Origin of the sequence: Streptomyces sp. NPDC059169 (assembly GCF_042755225.1) — a bacterium.
Taxonomy (GTDB): Bacteria; Actinomycetota; Actinomycetes; order Streptomycetales; family Streptomycetaceae; genus Streptomyces.
The window spans coordinates 136,410-158,213 of record NZ_JBHZCF010000012.1 but is presented as its reverse complement, the minus strand read 5'-3'; the positions used below and the strand labels follow the sequence as shown (position 1 = coordinate 158,213).

At 71.5% G+C, this 21,804-nt stretch carries 17 protein-coding genes and 1 riboswitch; of the genes, 11 read left to right on the top strand and 6 right to left on the bottom strand.

The features are described from left to right. Nucleotides 1-54: 54 nt before the first annotated feature. Nucleotides 55-2,505 (bottom strand): DNA topoisomerase (ATP-hydrolyzing) subunit A, encoded by a 2,451-nt coding sequence (locus ACFXOM_RS22735; RefSeq protein WP_384938392.1) that lies wholly within the window; start codon nt 2,503-2,505, stop codon nt 55-57. Between the two features lie 172 nt (nt 2,506-2,677). Here ACFXOM_RS22735 and ACFXOM_RS22730 point away from each other — a divergent pair, with 172 nt between their 5' ends. From ACFXOM_RS22730 to ACFXOM_RS22715, 4 genes are all read left to right on the top strand, one after another. Then, nucleotides 2,678-4,018 (top strand): M16 family metallopeptidase, encoded by a 1,341-nt coding sequence (locus ACFXOM_RS22730; RefSeq protein ID WP_384938394.1) that lies wholly within the window; start codon nt 2,678-2,680, stop codon nt 4,016-4,018. A 17-nt stretch (nt 4,019-4,035) separates the two neighbouring features. Beyond that, a complete protein-coding gene (locus ACFXOM_RS22725; RefSeq protein WP_384938470.1) occupies nt 4,036-5,418 on the top strand; it encodes a M16 family metallopeptidase in 1,383 nt (460 codons plus the stop codon). Nucleotides 5,419-5,626: 208 nt separating this feature from the next. Further along, nucleotides 5,627-5,790, top strand: a riboswitch (cyclic di-AMP (ydaO/yuaA leader). A 13-nt stretch (nt 5,791-5,803) separates the two neighbouring features. Continuing rightward, nucleotides 5,804-6,574: a M23 family metallopeptidase gene (locus ACFXOM_RS22720; protein ID WP_384938396.1), complete on the top strand. Its 771-nt coding sequence runs from the start codon at nt 5,804-5,806 to the stop codon at nt 6,572-6,574. Nucleotides 6,575-6,777: 203 nt separating this feature from the next. Further along, a complete protein-coding gene (locus ACFXOM_RS22715) occupies nt 6,778-7,455 on the top strand; it encodes a GntR family transcriptional regulator (protein WP_384938398.1) in 678 nt (225 codons plus the stop codon). A 126-nt stretch (nt 7,456-7,581) separates the two neighbouring features. Here ACFXOM_RS22715 and ACFXOM_RS22710 read toward each other — a convergent pair whose 3' ends face one another. Beyond that, complete coding sequence (locus ACFXOM_RS22710) at nt 7,582-7,863, bottom strand: HPr family phosphocarrier protein (RefSeq protein WP_189888432.1); 282 nt, start codon at nt 7,861-7,863, stop codon at nt 7,582-7,584. A gap of 166 nt (nt 7,864-8,029) precedes the next feature. On the opposite strand from ACFXOM_RS22710, the gene ACFXOM_RS22705 reads away from it, so the two are divergent. The 4 genes from ACFXOM_RS22705 to ACFXOM_RS22690 all read left to right on the top strand — a co-directional run bounded on the left by ACFXOM_RS22705 (nt 8,030) and on the right by ACFXOM_RS22690 (nt 13,589). Continuing rightward, the gene (locus tag ACFXOM_RS22705) at nt 8,030-10,900 is read left to right on the top strand and encodes a GNAT family N-acetyltransferase (RefSeq protein WP_385038992.1); all 2,871 of its coding nucleotides are present in this window, start codon (nt 8,030-8,032) and stop codon (nt 10,898-10,900) included. A 207-nt stretch (nt 10,901-11,107) separates the two neighbouring features. Then, on the top strand, nt 11,108-11,692 hold the full coding sequence (locus ACFXOM_RS22700) for a DUF5998 family protein (protein ID WP_384938402.1): 585 nt from the start codon (nt 11,108-11,110) through the stop codon (nt 11,690-11,692). Beyond that, a complete protein-coding gene (locus ACFXOM_RS22695; protein ID WP_384938404.1) occupies nt 11,692-12,885 on the top strand; it encodes an alkaline phosphatase family protein in 1,194 nt (397 codons plus the stop codon). Before ACFXOM_RS22700 ends, ACFXOM_RS22695 begins: the two co-directional genes overlap by 1 nt. A gap of 53 nt (nt 12,886-12,938) precedes the next feature. Next, entirely contained in the window at nt 12,939-13,589 is a 651-nt protein-coding gene (locus tag ACFXOM_RS22690; RefSeq protein WP_384938472.1) for a thymidine kinase, read from the top strand. Between the two features lie 72 nt (nt 13,590-13,661). Here the strand turns inward: ACFXOM_RS22690 and ACFXOM_RS22685 are convergent, their stop codons facing one another. Beyond that, on the bottom strand, nt 13,662-14,441 hold the full coding sequence (locus tag ACFXOM_RS22685; protein ID WP_384938406.1) for a VOC family protein: 780 nt from the start codon (nt 14,439-14,441) through the stop codon (nt 13,662-13,664). Nucleotides 14,442-14,669: 228 nt separating this feature from the next. Between ACFXOM_RS22685 and ACFXOM_RS22680 the strand changes: the two genes are divergently transcribed. Beyond that, entirely contained in the window at nt 14,670-15,524 is an 855-nt protein-coding gene (locus tag ACFXOM_RS22680; RefSeq protein ID WP_385038989.1) for a sulfurtransferase, read from the top strand. Nucleotides 15,525-15,613: 89 nt separating this feature from the next. Here the strand turns inward: ACFXOM_RS22680 and sepH are convergent, their stop codons facing one another. Further along, nucleotides 15,614-16,696, bottom strand: coding sequence for a septation protein SepH (sepH, locus tag ACFXOM_RS22675; RefSeq protein ID WP_384938409.1), 1,083 nt, complete (start codon nt 16,694-16,696; stop codon nt 15,614-15,616). A 456-nt stretch (nt 16,697-17,152) separates the two neighbouring features. On the opposite strand from sepH, the gene ACFXOM_RS22670 reads away from it, so the two are divergent. Next, the gene (locus tag ACFXOM_RS22670) at nt 17,153-17,974 is read left to right on the top strand and encodes a hypothetical protein (RefSeq protein ID WP_384938411.1); all 822 of its coding nucleotides are present in this window, start codon (nt 17,153-17,155) and stop codon (nt 17,972-17,974) included. Nucleotides 17,975-17,996: 22 nt separating this feature from the next. Here the strand turns inward: ACFXOM_RS22670 and ACFXOM_RS22665 are convergent, their stop codons facing one another. Both ACFXOM_RS22665 and ACFXOM_RS22660 read right to left on the bottom strand, forming a co-directional pair. Further along, on the bottom strand, nt 17,997-19,313 hold the full coding sequence (locus ACFXOM_RS22665; protein ID WP_384938413.1) for a D-arabinono-1,4-lactone oxidase: 1,317 nt from the start codon (nt 19,311-19,313) through the stop codon (nt 17,997-17,999). Continuing rightward, nucleotides 19,276-20,514 (bottom strand): MFS transporter, encoded by a 1,239-nt coding sequence (locus tag ACFXOM_RS22660; RefSeq protein WP_384938415.1) that lies wholly within the window; start codon nt 20,512-20,514, stop codon nt 19,276-19,278. The genes ACFXOM_RS22665 and ACFXOM_RS22660 overlap by 38 nt, the downstream gene beginning before the upstream one ends. A 129-nt stretch (nt 20,515-20,643) precedes the next feature. On the opposite strand from ACFXOM_RS22660, the gene ACFXOM_RS22655 reads away from it, so the two are divergent. Then, nucleotides 20,644-21,771 carry a ferrochelatase gene (locus tag ACFXOM_RS22655; protein WP_384938417.1) on the top strand — a complete coding sequence of 376 codons (1,128 nt, stop codon included), beginning with the start codon at nt 20,644-20,646 and terminating at the stop codon, nt 21,769-21,771. Nucleotides 21,772-21,804: the final 33 nt, after the last annotated feature.

The window sequence follows — 21,804 nt, the reverse complement described above, 5'->3', positions numbered from 1 at the left end:
GGCAGGGACGCCGCAACGGGACGCTCCTGCCACCGGTCCGTCAGGGCGGGTGCCCTACGAAGCAGGTCCGGCCAGCGAGGCGACCGGCTTCGCCAGCGGCGTGCCCGAACCGTCGCGCCGCGGGTCGGGCTCGGGGAGCTCGACAGGCGTTCCGTTCTTCTGGGCGGCCCGCGCCGGTGCTGCACCCGCCCAGGCCAGTAGCAGCACGTCCTCGCCCTTGAGGAAGCGCTGGCAGCGCACCCCACCGGTTGCCCGGCCCTTGCGCGGGAACTGGTCGAACGGAGTGAGCTTCGCCGTGGTCACCGAGTCGTCCAGGGTCCCGGTGGAGCCCGCGACCGTGAAGACCACCGCGTCCACCGCAGGATCGACGGCGGTGAACGAGAGCACTCCGGCGCCCTCGGCCAGCTTGATGCCCGCCATGCCGCCCGCCGGGCGGCCCTGCGGCCTGACCTGGCCCGCCGGATAGCGCAGCAGCTGTGCGTCGGAAGTGATGAACACCAGGTCTTCCTCACCGGTGCGCAGCTCGGTACCGCCCACGATCCGGTCACCCTCCCTGAGAGTGATCACTTCCAGCTCGTCCTTGTTCGCCGGGAAGTCGGGCACCACACGCTTGACCACGCCCTGGAGCGTGCCGAGGGCGAGGCCGGGTGAGGCTTCGTCGAGCGTGGTCAGGCAGATCACCTGCTCGTCCGCCTCCAGCGTCAGGAATTCCGAGACTTGGGCACCACCGGACAGGTTCGGTGTGCCGGCCGTCTCGGGGAGTTGTGGCAGGTCGATCACCGACAGCCGGAGCAGCCGCCCGGCCGAGGTGACCACGCCCACCTCGCCGCGTGCGGTCGCGGGCACCGCGGAGACGATCACGTCGTGCTTCGCACGCCGGGTGCTCCCCTCCGGGAGTGCCTCCCCGGTGACCGTGCGTGCCAGCAGTCCGGTGGAGGACAGCAACACCCGGCACGGGTCGTCCGCCACCTGCAGCGACGCGGACACCACCGGCGCACCGGCGGACTCCAACAGCACCGTGCGCCGCTCCGTGCCGAACTTCTTGGCCACCGAGGCGAGTTCGGACGAAACGAGCTTGCGGAGCTCGGTGTCCGACTCCAGGATCCGGGTCAGCTCCTCGATCTCCGCGGTGAGCTTGTCGCGCTCGCCCTCCAGCTCGATGCGGTCGAACTTGGTGAGCCGGCGCAGCGGGGTGTCGAGGATGTACTGCGTCTGCACCTCGGTGAGCGAGAAGTGCGCCATCAGCCGCTCCTTGGCCTGCGCCGAGTTCTCGCTGGAGCGGATGAGTCGGATGACCTCGTCGATGTCGAGCAGGGCGACGAGCAGTCCCTCGACGAGGTGCAACCGGTCGCTCTTCTTCCCGCGCCGGAACTCGCTGCGCCGCCGTACGACGTCGAAGCGGTGGTCGAGGTAGACCTCCAGCAGCTCCTTGAGGCCGAGCGTCAGCGGCTGGCCGTCGACCAGGGCCACGTTGTTGATGCCGAAGGACTCCTCCATCGGCGTCAGCTTGTAGAGCTGCTCCAGCACGGCCTCCGGGATGAAGCCGTTCTTGATCTCGATGACCAGGCGCAGGCCGTGCTCACGGTCCGTGAGGTCCTTGACGTCGGCGATGCCCTGCAACTTCTTGGAACCGACCAGGTCCTTGATCTTCGCGATCACCTTCTCCGGGCCGACGGTGAAGGGCAGTTCGGTGACGACGAGACCCTTGCGGCGCGCCGTCACGTTCTCCACGGCCACCGTGGCACGGATCTTGAAGGTGCCGCGGCCCGTCTCGTACGCGTCCCTGATTCCGGCCAGTCCGACGATCCGGCCGCCCGTGGGCAGGTCGGGCCCCGGGACGAAACGCATGAGCGTCTCCAGGTCGGCGCCGGGGTGCCTGATCAGGTGACGGGCCGCGGCGACGACCTCGCCGAGGTTGTGCGGCGGCATGTTCGTCGCCATGCCGACGGCGATGCCGGAGGCGCCGTTGACCAACAGGTTCGGGAAGGCTGCCGGGAGGGCGACCGGTTCCTGCTCCTGCCCGTCGTAGTTCGGTGTGAAGTCGACCGTGTTCTCTTCGATCGACTCGGTCATCAGCCCCGTGGCGGCGGCCATCCGGCACTCCGTGTAGCGCATCGCTGCCGGAGGGTCGTCGTTGCCCAGCGAACCGAAGTTGCCGTGGCCGTCGACCAGCGGCAGGCGCATCGAGAAGGGCTGTGCCATCCGCACCAGCGCGTCGTAGATCGACGCGTCTCCGTGCGGATGGAGCTTGCCCATCACTTCGCCGACCACACGGGCGCACTTCACATAGCCGCGGTCGGGGCGGAGCCCCATCTCGTTCATCTGGTACACGATCCGGCGGTGGACCGGTTTCATGCCGTCCCGTGCGTCGGGCAGGGCGCGGGAGTAGATCACCGAGTACGCGTACTCGAGGAAGGAGCCCTGCATCTCGTCGACGACGTCGATGTCGAGGATCCTCTCCTCGAAGTCGTCGGGCGGCGGCGTCTTCGTGCTGCGGCGGGCCATCGCGCTTGCGGCTCCTTCACCAACATGTGCGGGATCTGACGCCGACCATTGTGGACCGTCCCGCTGACAAGCTTGACCGCGACCCGGAACCGCGGGGAACTTCGCCAGGTGTCAGCCCGCTTGCATACAGTGGCAGGACACCCTGAACCGCGATCGAAGGGACGACATGCCCATGGGTCACACGGCGACAGCCGAGGCCGGCTCCGGCGGCCTGAAAGCGACCGAGCACCGCCTGGCCAACGGCCTTCGCGTGGTGCTCTCAGAGGACCACCTGACCCCGGTCGCCGCGGTGTGCCTCTGGTACGACGTGGGCTCGCGCCACGAGGTCAGGGGCCGCACCGGCCTCGCCCACCTCTTCGAGCACCTCATGTTCCAGGGGTCCGCGCAGGTGCCGGGCAACGGTCACTTCGAGCTCGTCCAGGGCGCGGGCGGCTCGCTCAACGGCACCACGAGCTTCGAGCGCACCAACTACTTCGAGACGATGCCCGCCCACCAGCTCGAGCTCGCGCTCTGGCTGGAGGCCGACCGCATGGGGTCGCTCCTCGTCGCCCTCGACGACGAGTCCATGGAGAACCAGCGCGACGTCGTCAAGAACGAGCGGCGCCAACGCTACGACAACGTTCCGTACGGGACGGCGTTCGAGAAGCTGACCGCCCTCTCCTACCCGGACGGGCACCCGTACCACCACACCCCGATCGGGTCGATGGCCGACCTGGACGCGGCGACCCTGGAGGACGCGCGGCACTTCTTCCGGACGTACTACGCGCCGAACAACGCGGTCCTGTCGGTCGTCGGCGACATCGACCCGGAGCAGACCCTCGCCTGGGTCGAGAAGTACTTCGGCTCCATCCCGTCCCACGACGGGAAGCAGTCGCCCCGCGACGGGTCCCTGCCCGACGTCATCGGCGAGCAGCTGCGGGAGGAAGTCGTCGAGGACGTACCGGCCCGAGCCCTGATGGCTGCCTACCGGTTGCCGCACGACGGCACCCGCGAGTGCGACGCCGCCGATCTGGCCCTCACGGTGCTCGGCGGCGGTGAGTCGTCCCGTCTGCACAACCGCCTGGTCCGCCGTGATCGCACGGCCGTCGCCGCGGGCTTCGGCCTGCTCCGGCTGGCCGGAGCCCCCTCGCTCGGCTGGCTGGACGTGAAGACGTCCGCGGGCGTCGAGGTACCGGACATCGAGGCCGCCGTCGACGACGAGTTGGCCCGGTTCGCCGCTGAGGGGCCCAGTCCGGAGGAGATGGAGCGCGCACAGGCTCAGCTGGAGCGCGAGTGGCTGGACCGGCTCGGCACGGTCGCGGGCCGCGCGGACGAACTGTGCCGCTACGCCGTCCTGTTCGGTGACCCGCAGCTGGCCTTCAGTGCCGTCCAGCGGGTCCTGGACGTCACCGCAGAAGAGGTGAAGGCGGTCGCCAGGGCCCGGCTGCGGCCGGACAACAGGGCGGTACTGGTGTACGAGCCCGCCTCCGCCGACAGCGGTGCTCACGACGACGAAGAGGGGGCGGACCAGTGACCGACGCTGCCGCGACCATGGAATTCCACCCGCAGCCGCAGCCCGGAGACGCCAGGCCGTGGGCCTTCCCCGCGCCCGAGCGCGGCGCGCTCGACAACGGGCTGACCGTGCTGCGGTGCCATCGACCCGGCCAGCAGGTCGTGGCCGTCGAGGTCTTCCTCGACGCCCCGCTCGACGCCGAGCCCGAGGGCCTGGACGGTGTCGCCACGATCATGGCCAGGGCACTGTCCGAGGGCACCGACAAGCACACGGCGGAGGAGTTCGCCGCGGAGCTCGAGCGCTGCGGAGCAACGCTCGACTCGCACGCCGACCACCCGGGCGTCCGGGTCTCCCTCGAGGTGCCCGTCTCCCGGCTGCCCAAGGCCATGGGTCTGCTCGCCGAGGCGCTGCGCGCGCCGCTGTTCGCCGACAGCGAGGTCGACCGTCTCGTCCGTAACCGGTTGGACGAGATCCCCCACGAGACCGCCAACCCGGGCAGGCGCGCCGCGAAGGAGCTGTCCAAGCAGCTCTTCCCCGCCTCCTCGCGGATGTCACGGCCCCGCCAGGGCAGCGAGGAGACGGTGGCGCGCATCGACGCCGCCGCTGTACGGGCCTTCTACGAGGCCCACGTGCGCCCCGCCGCGGCCACCGCCGTGATCGTCGGCGACCTCCTCGGAACCGACGTGGACGCCCTCCTCGCCGACACGCTCGGCAACTGGTCGGGTGATGTGGTGGAGAGCCGGCCCATGCCGCCGATCACCGCCGATGACACGGGCCGCGTCGTCATCGTGGACCGTCCCGGTGCGGTCCAGACGCAGCTGCTCATCGGCCGCATCGGCCCGGACCGCCACGACCGGGTCTGGGCGGCGCAGGTCCTCGGTGCGTACTGCCTGGGTGGCACGCTCACCTCCCGGCTGGACCGCGTCCTGCGCGAGGAGAAGGGGTACACCTACGGCGTGCGGGCCTTCAGCCAGGTGCTGCGCTCTGCCGCCCCCTCCTCGCCCGGAGGGGCCACGGGCGCCGCGATGCTCGCCATCAGCGGTTCGGTCGACACCCCGCACACGGGGCCGGCCTTGGAGGACCTCTGGAAGGTGCTGCGCACCCTCGCCGCCGAGGGGCTGACGGACGCGGAGCGCGACGTCGCCGTGCAGAACCTGGTGGGTGTGGCCCCATTGAAGTACGAGACGGCCGCCTCGGTCGCGGGCACGCTCGCCGACCAGGTCGAGCAGGGCCTTCCCGACGACTTCCAGGCGCAGTTGTACGCGCGCCTGGTGGAGACCGGTACGGTCGAGGCCACGGCTGCGGCCGTCAACGCCTTCCCGGTCGACCGTCTCGTCACGATCCTCGTCGGCGACGCCTCGGAGATCGAGGAGCCGGTGAAGGCCCTCGGAATCGGCGAAGTGACCGTAGTCTCCGGCTGATTGACTGCCGGACGCGTCCGGCGCTGCCCGGGAGGCCTCGTTGGCCGCGTGTCAACGAGGCCTTTCCGTATGTCCGCTTTGTTGGTTTGCCTGCCCGTCTGATCTGTGGCGTGCACTACAAAGGGGCGTGTCTGTTTGGTGATCGGATGAAGATCGGCCTAGCGTCGAGTGCGCTGTCCGCCGGTCGTACCGCCGCACCCGCGGCATCGGGCAGTCATCGCCGAGTCCCCGTCGGGCGCGAGCCTGGGGAGCCGGGGACCCACATGTCCCCTGGGGTGAATCGGACGCCTTCGCATCCGCGCGGAGGGGCCCGTAGGAGACCTTCCTGCTCCGAACCCGTCAGCTAACCCGGTAGGCGAGAAGGAAGGAAAGGATCAGCCACTTCATGGCGTTCACCCGTGCCACCGGGAAGCATCGTGGTCCGAGCCGCCTTTCGCGCAAGCGCGCGGGCATCACGGGAGCGGCGGCCATCGCCACCACCGGCGTGATCGGAACCCTCGCCTCCCCGGCGTTCGCCGCCGACACGGAAGCCTCCTCGCCCGAGGACACCGGGCTCAACGCGATCGTCACCGATGACTCGCTGGCCCGTCAGGTCGGCGCGCAGGCCGATGCGCAGCAGGAGGAGGCCTCGATGGCCGCCGCCCAGACGCTCGCCGAGGCCGAGGCGAAGCGCAAGGCGGAGATCCGCGTCAAGGCGGCCCGCGAGGCCCACGAGCGCGCCGCGCGCGAGGCCGAGCGCAAGCGCCTGATGTCCTACACCACGCCGGTCGCCGGCTCGTACGTGAGCACGGGCTACCACTCCGGCGGTGCGATCTGGTCTTCCGGCAGCCACACAGGCGTCGATTTCCACGCCTCCTCCGGCACTCCGGTCGTCTCCGTCGGCATGGGCGAGGTCGTGGAGGCCGGCTGGGGCGGTGCCTACGGCAACAACGTCGTGATCAAGATGCACGACGGTACGTACACGCAGTATGGCCACCTCTCCTCGATCGGTGTCTCCGTCGGGCAGAAGGTCACTCCGGGCCAGCAGATCGGCCTGTCCGGCTCGACCGGCAACACGACCGGCCCGCACCTGCACTTCGAGGCGCGCACGGGTGCCGACTACGGCTCGGACATCGACCCGATCGCCTACCTGCGCTCGCACGGCGTCAACGTCTGATCCGTCCTCAGCTCCTCCTCCGCACCCTCCTTCCTCACGAAGGCCCCGGCCCGGGACGACCGAGCCGGGGCCTTCGTCGTACTCCGGCCAAAAAATATCCATGGATTACGGGTGGCCATCGGAAATTCGGACCTCTTGGAATAGAGTCACCGAACAGGCGTCGCTCGACTGGGTTTCGCGCGGATTAAAGGCGGAGGTTCGGTATGCGCATTCCAGCGCGCTCGGTATGCACGGCGATTCGCGAGGACATCGTTTCCGGTGTCTTCGAGCGTGGGAGCCGCCTCACCGAGGAGCAGCTGGCGCGCCGGTACGGCGTCTCGCGCGTGCCCGTGCGCGAGGCGCTGCGCACCCTGGAGTCGGAGGGTTTCGTGGTCACGCGGCGGCACGCGGGGGCCTGTGTCGCGGAGCCCACCGAGCAGGAGGCGGCAGATCTGTTGGAGGTCAGGATGCTGCTGGAGCCGCTGGGGGCGGCGCGGGCCGCCCAGCGGCGCACGGATGCGCATCTCAGGGTGCTGCGGGGCCTGGTCAGGCTCGGTCAGGAGCGGGCGCGTCGGGGTCAGGGCGATGATCTGCGCGCGCTCGGTGCCTGGTTCCACGAGACCCTGGCCCAAGCATCGGGGAGTCCCGGGCTCACCGCCCTGCTCACCCAGCTGCGGCACAAGATCGCTTGGATGTACTCCGTCGAGGAGCCCGTGCGCCCGGTCGAGGCCTGGGCCGAACACGGGGCGATCGTCGACGCGGTGGCGCGCGGGGACGCGGAGCGGGCACGTGCCCTCACGGCGCTGCACGCCGAACGGACGACGGGCGCGCACCGGCTGCGGGTCCGTGAGCGCGTGAGGTCTCCGCAACATGCCGTAAACAGGGTCGGCGACCGGAATTAACACCGATCCCGTATACAAACAAGTGCGCATTTCGGCGCGCGGTTTTTTCTGCCTCGGCGCGGGTGGAAATAGAACCGCGGCACTGGAATTCCAGTGCCGCGGTCCGTGATGATTTCGCGAGGACGCTCAGACGGTCTCGGGAAGCTCTTCGAGCCCCTCGGCGACCAACTTCGCCAGTCGGTCCAGCGCGGCTTCCGCGCCGTCGGCGTCCGAGGCGAGCACGATCTCCTCGCCGCCCTGCGCGCCCAGGCCGAGCACGGCGAGCATGGAGGCGGCGTTGACCGGGGTGCCGTCGGCCTTGGCGATCGTCACGGGGACCCCGGAGGCCGTGGCGGCACGGACGAAGATGGACGCGGGGCGGGCGTGCAGGCCCTCGGCCCAGCCGACATTGACGCGGCGCTCTGCCATGGTGATGTCCTTCGGAGTCTCAGAAGTTGTCTAGACCAGTCTCTCACGGGTGCCGGGAGGCTCGCGGACCGGCCTGCGGTGAGGGGGTTGCGCGCCGATCCGGCCCTCCCAGCCTGCCTCCGGCCTCCGGGCCACGCGACCGGTGCCCGGGCCGTACCCTTGCCCCATGCAGAGCCCGGCGGACCACGCGTACCCCGACCACTGGGAAGCCGACGTGGTGCTGCGCGACGGTGGAACCGCGCGCATCAGGCCCATCACCACCGAGGACGCCGAGCGGCTCGTCAGTTTCTACGAGCAGGTCTCGGACGAGTCGAAGTACTACCGCTTCTTCGCCCCGTACCCGCGGTTGTCCGCCAAGGACGTGCACCGCTTCACGCACCACGACTACGTGGACCGGGTGGGTCTCGCCGCGACCGTGGGTGGCGAGTTCATCGCCACCGTCCGCTACGACCGGATCGGTGCGGACGGCATGCCCGCGTCCGCACCCGCGGACGAGGCCGAGGTCGCCTTCCTGGTACAGGACGCGCACCAGGGTCGCGGCGTCGCCTCCACCCTGCTGGAACACATCGCGGCGGTCGCCCGGGAGCGGGGGATCCGGAGCTTCGCCGCGGAAGTGCTGCCGGCGAACAGCAAGATGATCAAGGTGTTCACCGACGCCGGTTACACCCAGAAGCGCAGTTTCGAGGACGGGTCCGTCCACCTCACGCTGGAGCTGGAACCCACGGCCGAGTCACTGGCGGTTCAGCGCGCCCGGGAACAGCGGGCGGAGGCACGTTCGGTGCAGCGTCTGCTGGCACCCCGCTCCGTGGCGGTGATCGGCGCCGGCCGTACCCCGGGCGGAGTCGGCCGCGCCGCGCTGCGCAACCTCCTCGCGGGCGGATACACCGGTCGTGTGTTCGCCGTGAACCGTGCGCTGTCCGGGGGCGCGCACGAGATGGACGGCGTGCCCGCGTACCGGTCCGTCGCGGAGGTCGGCGAACCGGTGGATCTCGCCGTGGTCGCCGTGCCCGCCGAACGGGTGCCCGAGGTCGTTGCGGACTGCGGTGAGCACGGGGTGCAGGGCCTGGTCGTATTGGCCGCCGGCTATGCCGAGAGCGGTCCGGAGGGTCGCGAGCGCCAGCGCGAACTGGTTCGACAGGCGCGCTCGTACGGCATGCGGATCATCGGGCCCAATGCGTTCGGGGTCATCAACACCACGCCGGAGGTGCGGCTGAACGCCTCGCTCGCGCCGGAGGCGCCGGCGCACGGCCGGACGGCGCTGTTCACCCAGTCCGGTGCGATCGGCATAGCGCTGCTCAGCGGGCTCCACCGGCGGGGCGCCGGCTTGTCGTCGTTCATCTCGTCCGGCAACCGGGCGGACGTCTCGGGCAACGACTTCCTGCAGTACTGGTACGAGGACCCGGACACCGACGTCGTCCTGCTGTACCTCGAATCGATCGGCAACCCGCGGAAGTTCACCCGACTGGCCCGGCGCACGGCCGCGGTCAAGCCGGTCGTGGTGGTGAAGGGCGCTCGCCACAGCGGCAGCGCGCCCGCCGGGCACGCGGTGCCGGTGACGCGCGTCCCGCACACCACCGTTGCGGAGCTGCTCCGGCAGGCGGGCGTCATCCGTGTCGACACGGTCACGGAACTCGTCGACGCGGCGCTGCTGCTGGCCGGGCAGCCGCTGCCGGCCGGGCCGCGGATCGCGATCCTGGGCAATTCGGAGTCGCTGGGGCTGCTCACCTACGACGCCTGCCTCACCGAGGGACTGCGCCCGCTGCCGCCGCGCGACCTGACCACGGGAGCGACGCCACAGGACTTCTGCGGCGCGCTCCTGGCGGCGCTGCGGGACGACACGTGCGACGCGGTCGTCGTCAACGCGATCCCCTGGGTCGGCGCCAACGGCGTCACCGAGTCGGGCGACGGGGAGGTCCTGGCGGCGGCCCTGCGCTCGGCCGCGGCAACAGCCCCGGCCAAGCCCGTCGTCGTCGTCCACGTCGAACTCGGCGGCTTGGCCGAAGCCCTGTCGGCGGCGACCAGCTCCGCTCCGCCGCGCAGCGGGACCGGCCCGGAGGCCGACCCCGAGACCCTCACCGCGCGGACGCCCCGCCCCTTCACACAGCCGGCGTCCGCCGCGACCGGACCTGCGCCGGGCGAACCGCCCCCCGACGGCGGTCCTGCCGAACGGTCGATCCCGGCCTACCCGGCGGCCGAAAGGGCCGTGCGCGCCCTGGCCGAGGCCGTGCGGTACGGACAGTGGCGCCGGGCCGCAGCGGACCCGGGCCGCGTGCCGCAGTTCGAGGACGTCGACGAGGGCGGTGCCGCGGCACTCATCGGGGGACTGCTCGATCGGGCGCCCGCGGACGGTGGCGTCACACTGGGCGAGGAGGACGCGCGGACACTCCTCGGGCGCTACGGGATCTCCGTACGGCCGACCCTGCCCGCGCCCACCCCGGACACGGCCGCGCAGGCCGCCGCACTCCTCGGCTACCCCGTGGCCCTCAAGACCACGGCCCCGCACCTGCGTCACCGCCCCGACCTCGGTGGCGTTCGCCTCGACCTCGCCGACGAGCGCCAAGTGCGACAGGCCTACGCCGAGTTGACCGAGGCCCTCGGCAAGCCCGAAGAGCTCAGGCCCGTCGTCCAGCCGATGGCGCCGCGGGGCGTGGACACCGTCGTCCGGGCCGCCATCGATCCGGCCGTCGGCGCCGTGCTGTCGTTCGGGCTCGCCGGTCCCGCGACGGATCTGCTCGGCGACACGGCCCACCGCCTCGTCCCGGCCACCGACCGTGACGCGGCCGAACTCATCCGGTCCGTCAGGACCGCCCCGCTCCTCTTCGGCTGGCGCGGTTCCGCACCCGTCGACACCGCCGCCCTCGAAGACCTGCTGCTGCGGGTCTCACGCCTGGTCGACGACCACCCGGAGGTGGTCGCCGTCAGCCTCGAACCGGTGGTCGTCGCCCAGCACGGCCTCTCGGTGCTGGACGCCTCGATCCGTCTCGCCCCGCCACCGCCCCGCACCGACCTCGGGCCGAGGCGGCTGCCCGTCTACTGAGCGGCGGCGACCACTGGTGCCCGATCGGCCCGTCCGGCACGCAGTGGTGCGGCCGTCGGCCCCGGTCGGGCCGCCCCCGCGGCGACGGTCGTGCCCGCTCATCGTCCCCCGCCCGGCTCCGGGCAGCCGCCCGGGGACAGGCCGCCCCGGAAGGCCCCCGCCGTAGGGGGCACTCCCGGGGTCCCGGGGCCCCGTAGGATGGAGCCCATGGCGAAGACCGGTACGACGACCCAGGGGCTGCGCGCGGCCATCGAGCGCAGTGGCTACTACCCGGCTCTCGTGGCCGAAGCGGTGGAGGCGGCTGTCGGCGGCGAGCAGATCGCGTCGTACCTGGTCCACCAGGAGACCACGTTCGACGCGAACGAGGTCCGCAGGCACGTCACGGTGCTGGTGCTGACCGGCACCCGCTTCATCGTCAGCCACACCGACGAGCAGGCGGCGGACAGCACCTCGCCGACCCCCTACGCGACGACCTCCACCGAGTCCGTCAAGCTCCCGCGGATCTCGTCCGTCGTGGTCAGCCGCGTCGTCGCCAACCCCGAGTCGTACGCCCCGGGCACCCTGCCCCGCGAGGTCGTCCTCACCATCGGCTGGGGCGCGGTCTCCCGCATCGATCTCGAGCCGGCCGCCTGCGGCGACCCCAACTGCGACGCCGACCACGGCTACACCGGCAACTCCACCGCCGACGACCTCAGCCTGCGCGTCAGCGAGGCGGGCGACGGACCGGACGCGGTACGCCAGACGCTGGCCTTCGCGCAGGCGCTGTCCGAGGCCACGGCCGCCACCCGCTGATGGCCCAGCCCTACTGGCCCGAGGACCACCCCGTCCCGCTCGCCCTCGACACGGCACCCGTGCCCGCATACGGCTCGGCCTCGCTCGCCGACCTCCTGCCGACGATCGCCGCGGGCCAGGGCGTCCCGGGACTCCACCCCGCCATCGAGCCGCTCGCCCCCGCCGACCGGAACTGCGTCTTCCTGATCGACGGCCTCGGCTGGGAGCAGCTGCTCTCGCATCCGGAAGAGGCGCCGTACCTCACGTCGCTCCTCGGCACCTCGTGCGGCGGCACCGGTCGTCCCCTGACGGCTGGTTTCCCCGCCACCACCGCGACGTCGCTCGCCTCCGTCGGTACGGGCCTGCCCCCCGGCGCCCACGGTCTGCCCGGCTACACCGCCCGCAATCCGGAGACCGGCGAGCTGATGAACCAGCTGCGGTGGAAGCCCTGGACCTCGCCGCGCGTCTGGCAGCCCTACCCGACCGTGTTCCAGCTGGCCGACGAGGCGGGGGTGCACACCGCCCAGGTCTCCTCGCCCGCCTTCCAGGACACGCCGCTCACCAAGATCGCACTGAGTGGCGGCACGTTCCACGGTCGGCTCACCGGCGAGGAGCGGATGGACCTCGCCGCCGAGCAGCTCGCCGCCGGCGACCGGTCGCTCGTCTACACCTACTACAGCGAGCTCGACGGCAAGGGACACCGCTTCGGCGTCGATTCCGACGCCTGGCGCGGCCAGCTGATGTACGTCGACCGGCTCGTCCAGCGACTCGCCGAGCAGCTGCCGCCACACGCGGCGTTGTACGTCACCGCTGACCACGGCATGATCGACATTCCCTTCGATGAGGACTCCCGCATCGACTTCGACGAGGACTGGGAGCTCAAGGCGGGGGTCGCCCTGCTCGGCGGCGAGGGCCGGGCGCGGCACGTCTACGCCGTCCCGGGTGCCGAGGCCGATGTGCTCGCGGTGTGGCGCGAGGTGCTCGGGGACCGGTTCTGGGTGGCGAGCCGGGGCGAGGCGATCGATGCGGGCTGGTTCGGGCCGCGCGTCGACGAGAGGGTCCACCAGCGCATCGGCGACGTCGTCGCAGCGGCGAGCGACGACGTCGTGATCACGGCCTCGGTGAACGAGCCCCACGAATCCGCGATGGTCGCCGTCCACGGCTCGATGACCCCCGCCGAGCAGTTCGTCCCGCTGCTCGAAGTACGCTCCTGAATCCGTCCTCCGTCGCCGTCACCCTCACCCACGTGAAAGGCCGTCACTCCCTCATGCCCGAGCTGGTGTTCTTCTCCGGAACGATGGACTGCGGAAAGAGCACCCTCGCTCTGCAGATCGAGCACAACCGGTCGGCCCGGGGACTCCAGGGCATGATCTTCACCCGTGACGACCGCGCCGGGGAGGGCAAGTTGTCCTCACGGCTCGGCCTCGTGACCGATGCGATCGAGGCCGCCGAGGGCTTCGACTTCTACGCCTACCTCGTCGCCCATCTGTCCCGGGGCGGCCGCTGCGACTACGTCATCGCCGACGAGGCGCAGTTCCTCGCGCCCGAGCAGATCGACCAGCTCGCCCGGGTCGTGGACGAGCTCGCACTCGACGTCTTCGCGTTCGGCATCACGACGGACTTCCGCTCCAAGCTCTTCCCCGGCTCGCAGCGTCTGGTCGAACTCGCCGACCGCGTCGAGGTCCTCCAGGTCGAGGCGCTGTGCTGGTGCGGTGCACGGGCCACGCACAACGCCCGCACGATCAACGGGGAGATGGTCGTCGAGGGCGCGCAGGTGGTGGTCGGTGACGTGAACCAGTCGGTCGACGAGATCGGTTACGAGGTGCTGTGCCGCAGGCACCACCGGCGCCGGATGACGGCGGCCGCCTCCCGGGCCGGCGCGCTGTCGCCCGATGTGCTGCCCGTCTCCCGGGAATGACGATCGAGCGAGCGTCCTCGCCCCGCACGGGGCGCTCCCGTACGAAGCGCACCTCCCGGCCGTCGCGACGGATCAGTCGCGCGTCGCGGTCCGTACGATCGTGAAGACCGCTCCCTCCGGATCGGCGACGGTGGCGAGTCGTCCGCTCGGCCCCTCGCGCGGCGGCTGGATGACGTGTCCCCCGAGATCCACCAGGCGGGATGCCGTCTCGTCGGGGTCCTCGACCTCGAAGTAGGTCATCCAGTGCGCACCCTTGTCCCGGGGAAGGGCGTGGCCCACGCCGTGGATCGACGCGACCGGGCGATTGCCCAGGTGCAGGGTCAGATAGTCGAATTCCGCGGAGACGACCGGCTCTGCTTCGTAGCCGAAGACCGATCTGTAGAACTTGCTCACCGACGAGGTCTCCCTGGTGACCAGTTCGTTCCAGACCGGGGTGCCATGCGTGCCGAAGAGGGCCGTGCCGGCGTGCGCGGCGGCCTGCCACACACCGAAGATCGCACCCTCCGGGTCCGAGGCGATCACCAACCGGCCCGCGTCCGCCGCGTCCAGGGGGCCGACGCCGACGGTGCCGCCGCAGTACCTGATCTGCTCGGCGGTTTCGTCAACGTCGTCGGATGCCATGTAGGTCGTCCAGGCGATCGGCAGATGGCGGTCCGCGGGGAGCCGGCCGATGCCCGCCACGTCCTTGCCGTCGACCAGGGCGCGGACGTAGGGGCCGAGCGGCTGAGGGCCGGGACTGAACTCCCATCCGAACAGGGCCCGGTAGAAGTCCTGTGTCGGGTCAAGGCCGTGCACCATCAGGCTCACCCAGCAGGGTGTGCCGGGTCTGCGCCGAGTCTCCTCGGTCGTCATCGTCACTCTCACCTCGGACCATCGTCGTCGTGGCCGTGCGCGGAACCGGGGGAGTCCGCCGTGCAGAGCGGCCGCAAGCCCCTGCAGATGCTTGCACCGCCCGGCGCGCGCCGCGCCGGGCCGCGCCGCTCTTCGCGGGATCCCGAAAGGGAGGATGCCCGCTTTGACGAGCCCCATCCGTTCCGTCCGTGGCACGGGCCTGCCACACCCTGCGCGAGGATGGCCCTTATGAACCCCATCATCACCGCAACCGAACTCGTGAGCGAGTTGGCTGGAGCGCGGTCTCCGGTACTGCTCGACGTCCGCTGGCAGCTGAGCCTGGCCGCCGCGGCCGGTGCCCCGCCCCTCGACGGGCACGCCGCGTACGCGGCCGGTCACATCCCCGGAGCCGTGTACGTCGATCTCGACAGCGAGCTGGCGGGCCCGCCCGGGGCGGGCGGGCGGCACCCGCTGCCGGACCTGACGGTCTTCGGTGCGGCGATGCGCCGCGCCGGTGTCTCGGCCGACTCCCCGGTCGTCGTCTACGACGGAGGTCAGGGGTGGGCCGCGGCGCGGGCCTGGTGGCTGCTGCGTTGGACGGGGCACGCCGACGTGCGGGTGCTCGACGGCGGCCTGGCGGCCTGGGACGGCGCGTTGTCGACGGATGCCCCGGCCTCGATCCCCGGCGACTTCACGCCGGTTCCGGGGGCGCTGCCGCTGCTCGACGCGGACCGGGCCGCGGCCCTGGCGCGCTCCGGGCTGCTGCTGGACGCGCGGGCGGCAGAGCGCTACCGGGGCGACGTCGAGCCGATCGACCGGGTCGGAGGCCACATTCCCGGGGCGGTGTCGGCTCCGACCACGGACAACGTCGTCGCCGGCGGTACCACGTTCCTGCCGGCGGAGGACCTGGCCGCCCGCTTCAAGCGGCTGGGCGCCACGGAGGCGTCCGAGGTGGGCGTCTACTGCGGCTCGGGCGTCTCCGGCGCCCACGAGGTGCTCGCTCTGGCGATCGCGGGGATCCCGGCCGCCCTCTACGCAGGCTCCTGGTCGGAATGGTCACTCGACGACTCCCGCCCCGTGGCGACGGGCCCCGACCCGCAGTAGGCCGCGCGCCCGGGCCCGGTCGGCCTCGCGGGCGCACACGACGGGCTCGTACGCGGCGTACGCGTACGAGCCCTCGCTGGCGGGCCTTACTACTCCTGCTTCTTCCGCCGGGTGCCGAAGACGATCTCGTCCCAGCTGGGCACGGCCGCACGGCGTCCCGGACGCACACCGTCCGCTTCCGCCTGGCGGTCCGTGGTGCCGGTGAGGCGGTCTCGGTGGCCGCTGACGGCGCGGGGCATCAGCACATCGGCGTAAGCCGATCCGGCGCCGGCAGAAGCGGCGGGAGCCGCCGGCTCCTCGGCGGCGGGCTCCTCGACGGGTTCGGCGGACGGCGGTTCCGGCACGGGCCGCTCCGGGACGACCATGTCGCCGCGGAAACTCGGTACCGCTTCGAGCAGGCTCGTCAGGGAGTCGCGTTCGCTCTCCTCGGACTCCGCAGCCGCGGGCGCGCGCTCCAGCTGGCGTTCCGGCTGCCGGTCGAGACTGCGGTCCAGCGGCCGGTCCCTCGGTAGCCGGGCGATGCGCGGGACGAACGGGAAGCTCGGCTCCTGGCTGACCGCGATCGCGTCGTCGGTCTCGCCGATCAGGGCACGCGCCTCGTCGTCGACGGCCTGGACGAGCCGCCGCGGCGGATCGTACGTCCAGCTCGCCGAGTGCGGCTCGCCCGCAACCCGGTAGACCAGCAGTACTTCCCAGGTGCCGTCGTCCCGGCGCCAGGAGTCCCACTGCACGCTGTCCTTCTCGGCGCCCCGCAGGAGCAGGCGCTCGGCCACCGTCTCGCCGAGCTGGGGACCGGCGTTCTCCCCGGGGCGGCGGACGGGCGTCTTGCGGGCGCGCTCAGCCATGAAGGCGCGCTCGGCGAGCACCGGCCCCTCGAAGCGGCGCACCCGGTCGACGGGGATGCCGGCGAGTTGGGCGACCTCCTCGGCGGAGGCGCCGGCCCGTATGCGCGCCTGGATGTCCCGAGGGCGGAGATGGCTCTCCACCTCGATCTCGATCTGATTGAGGCGGGCGCGGTCGTTGCGGACGGCCGCGCGCAGCCGTTCGTCAATCGGAAGCGTGTACTCCGTGCTGTCCGCAGCCTTCAGCACCAGTCGTGTGCCGTCGTTGGAGACGGCCACGACACGCAGTTCGGGCATGGGGACCTCCCGGGTGGTGCCTGCCGACGTCACGTGCGTCGCTGCTTCCGCTAGTCGAGTGTGGCCTGCCCGGGTGCAGCCTGCCACAACCTTGCCGAGTTGCCCGGCGTGTCGGGCATGGGCCCTGGATCGCCGTTATGGCACGGTTACCTGTTTGCCACGCTGTGTGACGACGTTCGTCACGCGGTGCATCGGGTGACCGTGCGGTGCCGCGGCGCCGCCGGTTCGAGTGCCGCCTTCGGCCCCCTTCCCTGGGGCCGCACACCCGTGAGAGAGACCGGACCCAGGGCTCGCCACAGTACTCCATTCGGGCCATCGGAGTGGACCCGGCGCGCCGCCGAACTTGTGGTGCGAGGTGGGAGTTGGCCCTCCAAGGCCTCGATTGTCCGGTGTCATGCTTCACAAAATCCGCAGAAATGGAACGATTCGATTCGCCCGGATGTCTCTTTCTGGTGCACGGTAGGACAGATGGGCGAGTGAAGGTTGGAGATGGACCACAACCGGCGCGACCACGACGGGGGCGCAGCACAAGAGCAGGAGAAGCGGCTTGATTTGAGCGTCGCGCAGGTAGCCGGGAGTGCACTCGCGGCGATCGCCGCGGCGGTGCTCGCCTCCCAACTGGGGGTCTACGGCACGATCGTCGGCGCAGGCGTGGTCAGTGTCGTGGCCACCTGCGGCGGCTCCGTCTTCCAGCACCTGTTCCGGCGAACCGGCGAACAGATCCGCGACGCCGCCGGCCAACCGCGGCCCGGGAGCCGTCGGGTGGGCGCCGGTTCGGGGCAGGGGCGCCCCGCGCACGGGGAGTTCGGGGCGGCGACGACCCACGGTACGCGGGTCCGCGGCTGGAAGCGGTCCGCACTTGCCGCCTCCGTCGTCTTCGCCGTGGCGATGGCCGGCATCACGGCCTACGAACTCGCCGTCGGACGGGAGCTCGGTGGTGGCGCCGGAACGACCGTCGGCTCCGCCGTGCGCGGCGGTGGCGGGGGAGACTCCGCGTCACCGCAGCCCCCGTCGTCCCCGCCGCCCTCATCGCGTTCCGCCGACCGGAGTGGTCCAGGCGAGCAGGGTGACGGAGGGACTGACAAGGGCGCCGGCGAGGAACGGAGTCCGGGCGCGAGCCCGGGGAGCAGTCCTCGGGAGGGCGGTGGGGAGGGCGCGAGCTCCGGCCCGCCCGGTGGTCGCAGCCCGGTGCCCGGGCCGTCGGACCCGGCCGCCGGTCCCTCGGGGCCCTCCGGTGGGGAAGAGTCCGCACCTGCCCCGACGCCGACGCCGACGGAGTCCACCGGGGCGGACGCCCCGGTGGCTCCCTGAGGTCCCGCCGCCCGTAGGGCGATTAGGCGCCCAGCACCCTGCGCAGGTAGTCGTTGCCGAACACCCGATCCGGGTCCAACTGGTCCCGCAGTGCCCTGAACTCGCCGAACCGCGGGTACACCGTCTCCAGGTACTCCGCGTCCCGGGTGTGGATCTTTCCCCAGTGGGGGCGGGCGCCGTGCGCCGTCATGATCCGCTCGACCCGGGTGAAGTAGGCGCGGTACGGCGTGCCCTTGTACATGTGGACGGCGATGTAGGCGCTGTCCCGGTCCGATGCCGTGGAGAGTGCGATGTCGTCGGCGGGGGCGGTCCGCACCTCCACGGGAAAGCTGACCCGCAGGGGTGAACGCTCGATCATCGCCTTGACCTCGCGCAGTGCACCGATCGCGGCTTCGCGCGGGAGTGCGTATTCCATCTCGGCGAAGCGCACCCGGCGGGGGCTCGTGAACACCTTGTAGGGGATGTCCGTGTACGTTCGCGCGGACAGCGCCCGGCTGGCGACCTTCGCCATCGGGGGTATCGCCGCCGGGACGGCCCTGCCCAGCGAATTGACCACCTGGAACACGCCGTTGGACAGCAGCTCGTCCTCGATCCAGCCGCTGACCGCCCCGACGGGGGCCGCGGGCCCCGCGCTGCGGTTGTTGCGCTTGGTGTTGCAGTTGCCCGTGTGCGGGAACCAGTAGAACTCGAAGTGCTCGTTCTCCGCGTGGAGCTCGTCGAACTCCGCCGTGACGCGGTCGAAGGACATCGGTTCCTCGCGGGCCGTCAGCAGGAAGAGCGGTTCGACGGCGAAGGTGACCGCGCTGATCACGCCGAGCGCGCCGAGTCCGACCCGGGCCGCAGCGAAGACCTCCGGGTTCTCCACCCTCGAGCAGGTGAGCACAGAACCGTCCGCGGTGACCAGTTCAAGGCCCTCGATCTGCGCGGCGATCGAGGCCGAATCGCGGCCGGTGCCGTGGGTCCCGGTACTCGTCGCCCCCGCGACCGTCTGCTCCATGATGTCGCCCATGTTCGTGAGCGACAGGTCCTCGCGGGCGAGCGCGGCGTTGAGCCGCTTCAAGGGGGTGCCCGCCTCCACGGTCACGGTCATCGCCGTGCGGTCGATCGCCCGTATGCCGGTGAGCAGGTCGGGGCGGACCAGCACGCCGTCGGTGGCGGCGATGGCGGTGAAGGAATGGCCGGAGCCGACCATCTTCACGCGCAGACCGTCCTGTGCCGCCCGGCGCACGGCCTCGGCCAACTCGTCGGCCGAGGCGGGCGAGACCTCCCGCGCCGGGCGGGAGGTCACCGTCCCCGCCCAGTTACGCCACGCGTTCCCCGTTCTGGATGTGCTGGTCATCCCGTCCCTCCCGCGTCGGCACCGGCCTGCGCAGCCGGCGGTACCCCAGGAACGCCACCACGGCCGCGAGCACTCCCGCCACCGCGGGCACCGCGTACGCCGCACCGGCCCCGTACCCGTCGACCGCCCAGCCGGCGGCCGACGAGCCGAGCGCCACGCCGACCGCGAGCCCGGTACCCGTCCAGGTCATGCCCTCGGTCAGCTTGGTGCGCGGTACGTGCGCTTCGACGAGGGCCATCGTGGTCACCATCGTCGGTGCGATGGCGAGGCCAGCGACAAAGAGCGCCACGGCCAGGATCGGCAGGTTCCCGGCCAGTTGGAGGGGGATCATACTCACGGCCATCGCGCAGACGCCCAGGACCCACCTGCGGGAGGGATCGCCCTTGAGGTGCAGCAGCCCGAAGACCGCTCCGGCCAGGCACGATCCCAGCGCGTACACCGCGAGGACCAGGCTGGACGCCGCCTTGTCGCCCTGCTCCTCGGCGAAGGCCACCGTCACCACGTCGATCGCACCGAAGATCCCGCCCGTGGCGACGAACGTCGCCACGAGCACCTGCAGGCCCGGCGAGCGGAGCGCGGTCCCACCCGAGTGCTCGCCGCCCGGATGCGGCACGGGCTCGGTGGCCCGCTGCGCTGTCAACCACAGGACGCCGATGACGAGGAACAGGCCGGCCAACAGGGGGCCGGCCGCGGGGAACCACATCGTGGACAGTCCGATGGAGACGATCGGTCCGACGATGAAGCACACCTCGTCGGCGATCGACTCGAACGCGTAGGCGGCGTGCAACGCGCGCGGCGACCCCTCGTAGATCGCGGCCCAGCGCGCCCGGGTCATCGCGCCCACGGCCGGGATGCACCCCGCGCAGGCCGTGAACGCGAAGAGGATCCAGTCGGGGGCGCCCCGCTGCGCCGAGACGAGGAAGCCCGTGACCGCCGTGACCGAAACGAGCAGGGCGGGGCGGAGCACCCTGCGTTGACCGTGGCGGTCGACCAGTCGGGAGACCTGCGGACCGAGCACCGCGGCCGAGAGGGCGAGCGTCGCCGAGAGCGCACCCGCCAGCCCGTACCGTCCGGTGAGCTGGGAAATCATGGTCACGATCCCGATGCCCATCATGGACAGCGGCATCCTGCCGAGGAAACCGGCGGCCGAGAACGCCGTGGCGCCGGGGGCGGCGAATATCGCGCGGTAGGGACTGGGCAAGGCGGCGCTCCGTAAGGGATGTGAGTGGCCGATACAGCTTACGGGTTAGGTAAGCCTTACTCCAATGCCTTCCGGAGAGCTCCGGGGGCATCGCCGCCGGACGGTGGGAAGGGTGGCAGGATCGACACCATGGCCGAACAGCTCGATCCCGCCCCGTACGACGCCCTGCTGCTGCTTTCCTTCGGCGGTCCCGAAGGCCCGGACGACGTGGTCCCGTTCCTGGAAAACGTGACGCGGGGCCGCGGCATCCCCAGGGAGCGCCTCAAAGAGGTCGGGCAGCACTACTTCCTCTTCGGCGGGGTCAGCCCGATCAACGAGCAGAACAGGTCGCTGTTGGAGGCGCTCCGCAAGGACTTCGAGGACGCCGGGCTCGAGCTGCCGGTCTACTGGGGCAACCGCAACTGGGCGCCTTACCTCAAGGACACGCTGCGGGAGATGGTCCTGGACGGTCGGCGGCACGTCGCCGTCATCACGACCAGCGCCTACGCCTCGTACTCGGGCTGCCGCCAGTACCGGGAGAACCTGGCTGACGCACTGTCCGCCCTGGAGGCCGAGGGCCTGCCGCTGCCGCGCGTGGACAAGCTGCGGCACTATTTCAACCACCCCGGGTTCATCGGTCCCATGGTCGACGGGGTGCTCGCGTCGCTTGCCGACCTTCCCGAGCGCGTACGAGCGGAGGCGCGGCTGGCCTTCACCACGCATTCGATCCCCGACGCGGCGGCGGACGCCTCGGGACCGGTGGCGGAGCACGGCGACGGCGGAGCGTACGTGCGCCAGCACCTCGACGCGGCCCGCGTGATCGCGGACGCGGTGCGGGACGAGACGGGCGTCGCCCACCCGTGGCAGTTGGTCTACCAGTCGCGCAGTGGTGCCCCGCACGTGCCGTGGCTCGAGCCGGACATCTGCGATCACCTCGAGGAGTTGCACGGCGCCGGGGTGCCTGCGGTGGTGATGGTGCCCATCGGATTCGTCTCGGACCACATGGAGGTCCTGTACGACCTGGACACCGAGGCGACGGCCAAGGCGGCCGAACTGGGGCTGCCGGTACGGCGTTCGGCGACCGTGGGCGCGGACCCGAGGTTCGCGGCCGCCATCCGCGAGCTGGTGCTGGAGCGGGCCGCGGCCGAGCGGGGCGGGCCCGTCGAGCGGTGCTCGCTGGGCGAGCTCGGACCGTCGCACGACGTGTGCCCGATCGGCTGCTGCCCGGCACGGTCGGAGCGCCCGGCGGCGGCCGGCGCCGACAGCCCGTACGCCTGACCGATCGCCTGTACGTGAACGCGCATACGCACG

What these genes read in the sequence shown, in the direction of transcription:
- ACFXOM_RS22725 (WP_384938470.1), top strand. Translation starts at nt 4,036, where the DNA reads ATGGAATTCCACCCGCAGCCGCAGCCCGGAGACGCCAGGCCGTGGGCC.
- ACFXOM_RS22695 (WP_384938404.1), top strand. Translation starts at nt 11,692, where the DNA reads ATGGCCCAGCCCTACTGGCCCGAGGACCACCCCGTCCCGCTCGCCCTC.
- ACFXOM_RS22715 (WP_384938398.1), top strand. Translation starts at nt 6,778, where the DNA reads ATGCGCATTCCAGCGCGCTCGGTATGCACGGCGATTCGCGAGGACATC.
- ACFXOM_RS22720 (WP_384938396.1), top strand. Translation starts at nt 5,804, where the DNA reads ATGGCGTTCACCCGTGCCACCGGGAAGCATCGTGGTCCGAGCCGCCTT.
- ACFXOM_RS22655 (WP_384938417.1), top strand. Translation starts at nt 20,644, where the DNA reads ATGGCCGAACAGCTCGATCCCGCCCCGTACGACGCCCTGCTGCTGCTT.
- ACFXOM_RS22690 (WP_384938472.1), top strand. Translation starts at nt 12,939, where the DNA reads ATGCCCGAGCTGGTGTTCTTCTCCGGAACGATGGACTGCGGAAAGAGC.
- ACFXOM_RS22730 (WP_384938394.1), top strand. Translation starts at nt 2,678, where the DNA reads ATGGGTCACACGGCGACAGCCGAGGCCGGCTCCGGCGGCCTGAAAGCG.
- ACFXOM_RS22735 (WP_384938392.1), bottom strand. Translation starts at nt 2,505, where the DNA reads ATGGCCCGCCGCAGCACGAAGACGCCGCCGCCCGACGACTTCGAGGAG.
- ACFXOM_RS22710 (WP_189888432.1), bottom strand. Translation starts at nt 7,863, where the DNA reads ATGGCAGAGCGCCGCGTCAATGTCGGCTGGGCCGAGGGCCTGCACGCC.
- ACFXOM_RS22665 (WP_384938413.1), bottom strand. Translation starts at nt 19,313, where the DNA reads ATGACCAGCACATCCAGAACGGGGAACGCGTGGCGTAACTGGGCGGGG.
- ACFXOM_RS22670 (WP_384938411.1), top strand. Translation starts at nt 17,153, where the DNA reads ATGGACCACAACCGGCGCGACCACGACGGGGGCGCAGCACAAGAGCAG.
- ACFXOM_RS22685 (WP_384938406.1), bottom strand. Translation starts at nt 14,441, where the DNA reads ATGACGACCGAGGAGACTCGGCGCAGACCCGGCACACCCTGCTGGGTG.
- ACFXOM_RS22680 (WP_385038989.1), top strand. Translation starts at nt 14,670, where the DNA reads ATGAACCCCATCATCACCGCAACCGAACTCGTGAGCGAGTTGGCTGGA.
- ACFXOM_RS22700 (WP_384938402.1), top strand. Translation starts at nt 11,108, where the DNA reads ATGGCGAAGACCGGTACGACGACCCAGGGGCTGCGCGCGGCCATCGAG.
- ACFXOM_RS22705 (WP_385038992.1), top strand. Translation starts at nt 8,030, where the DNA reads ATGCAGAGCCCGGCGGACCACGCGTACCCCGACCACTGGGAAGCCGAC.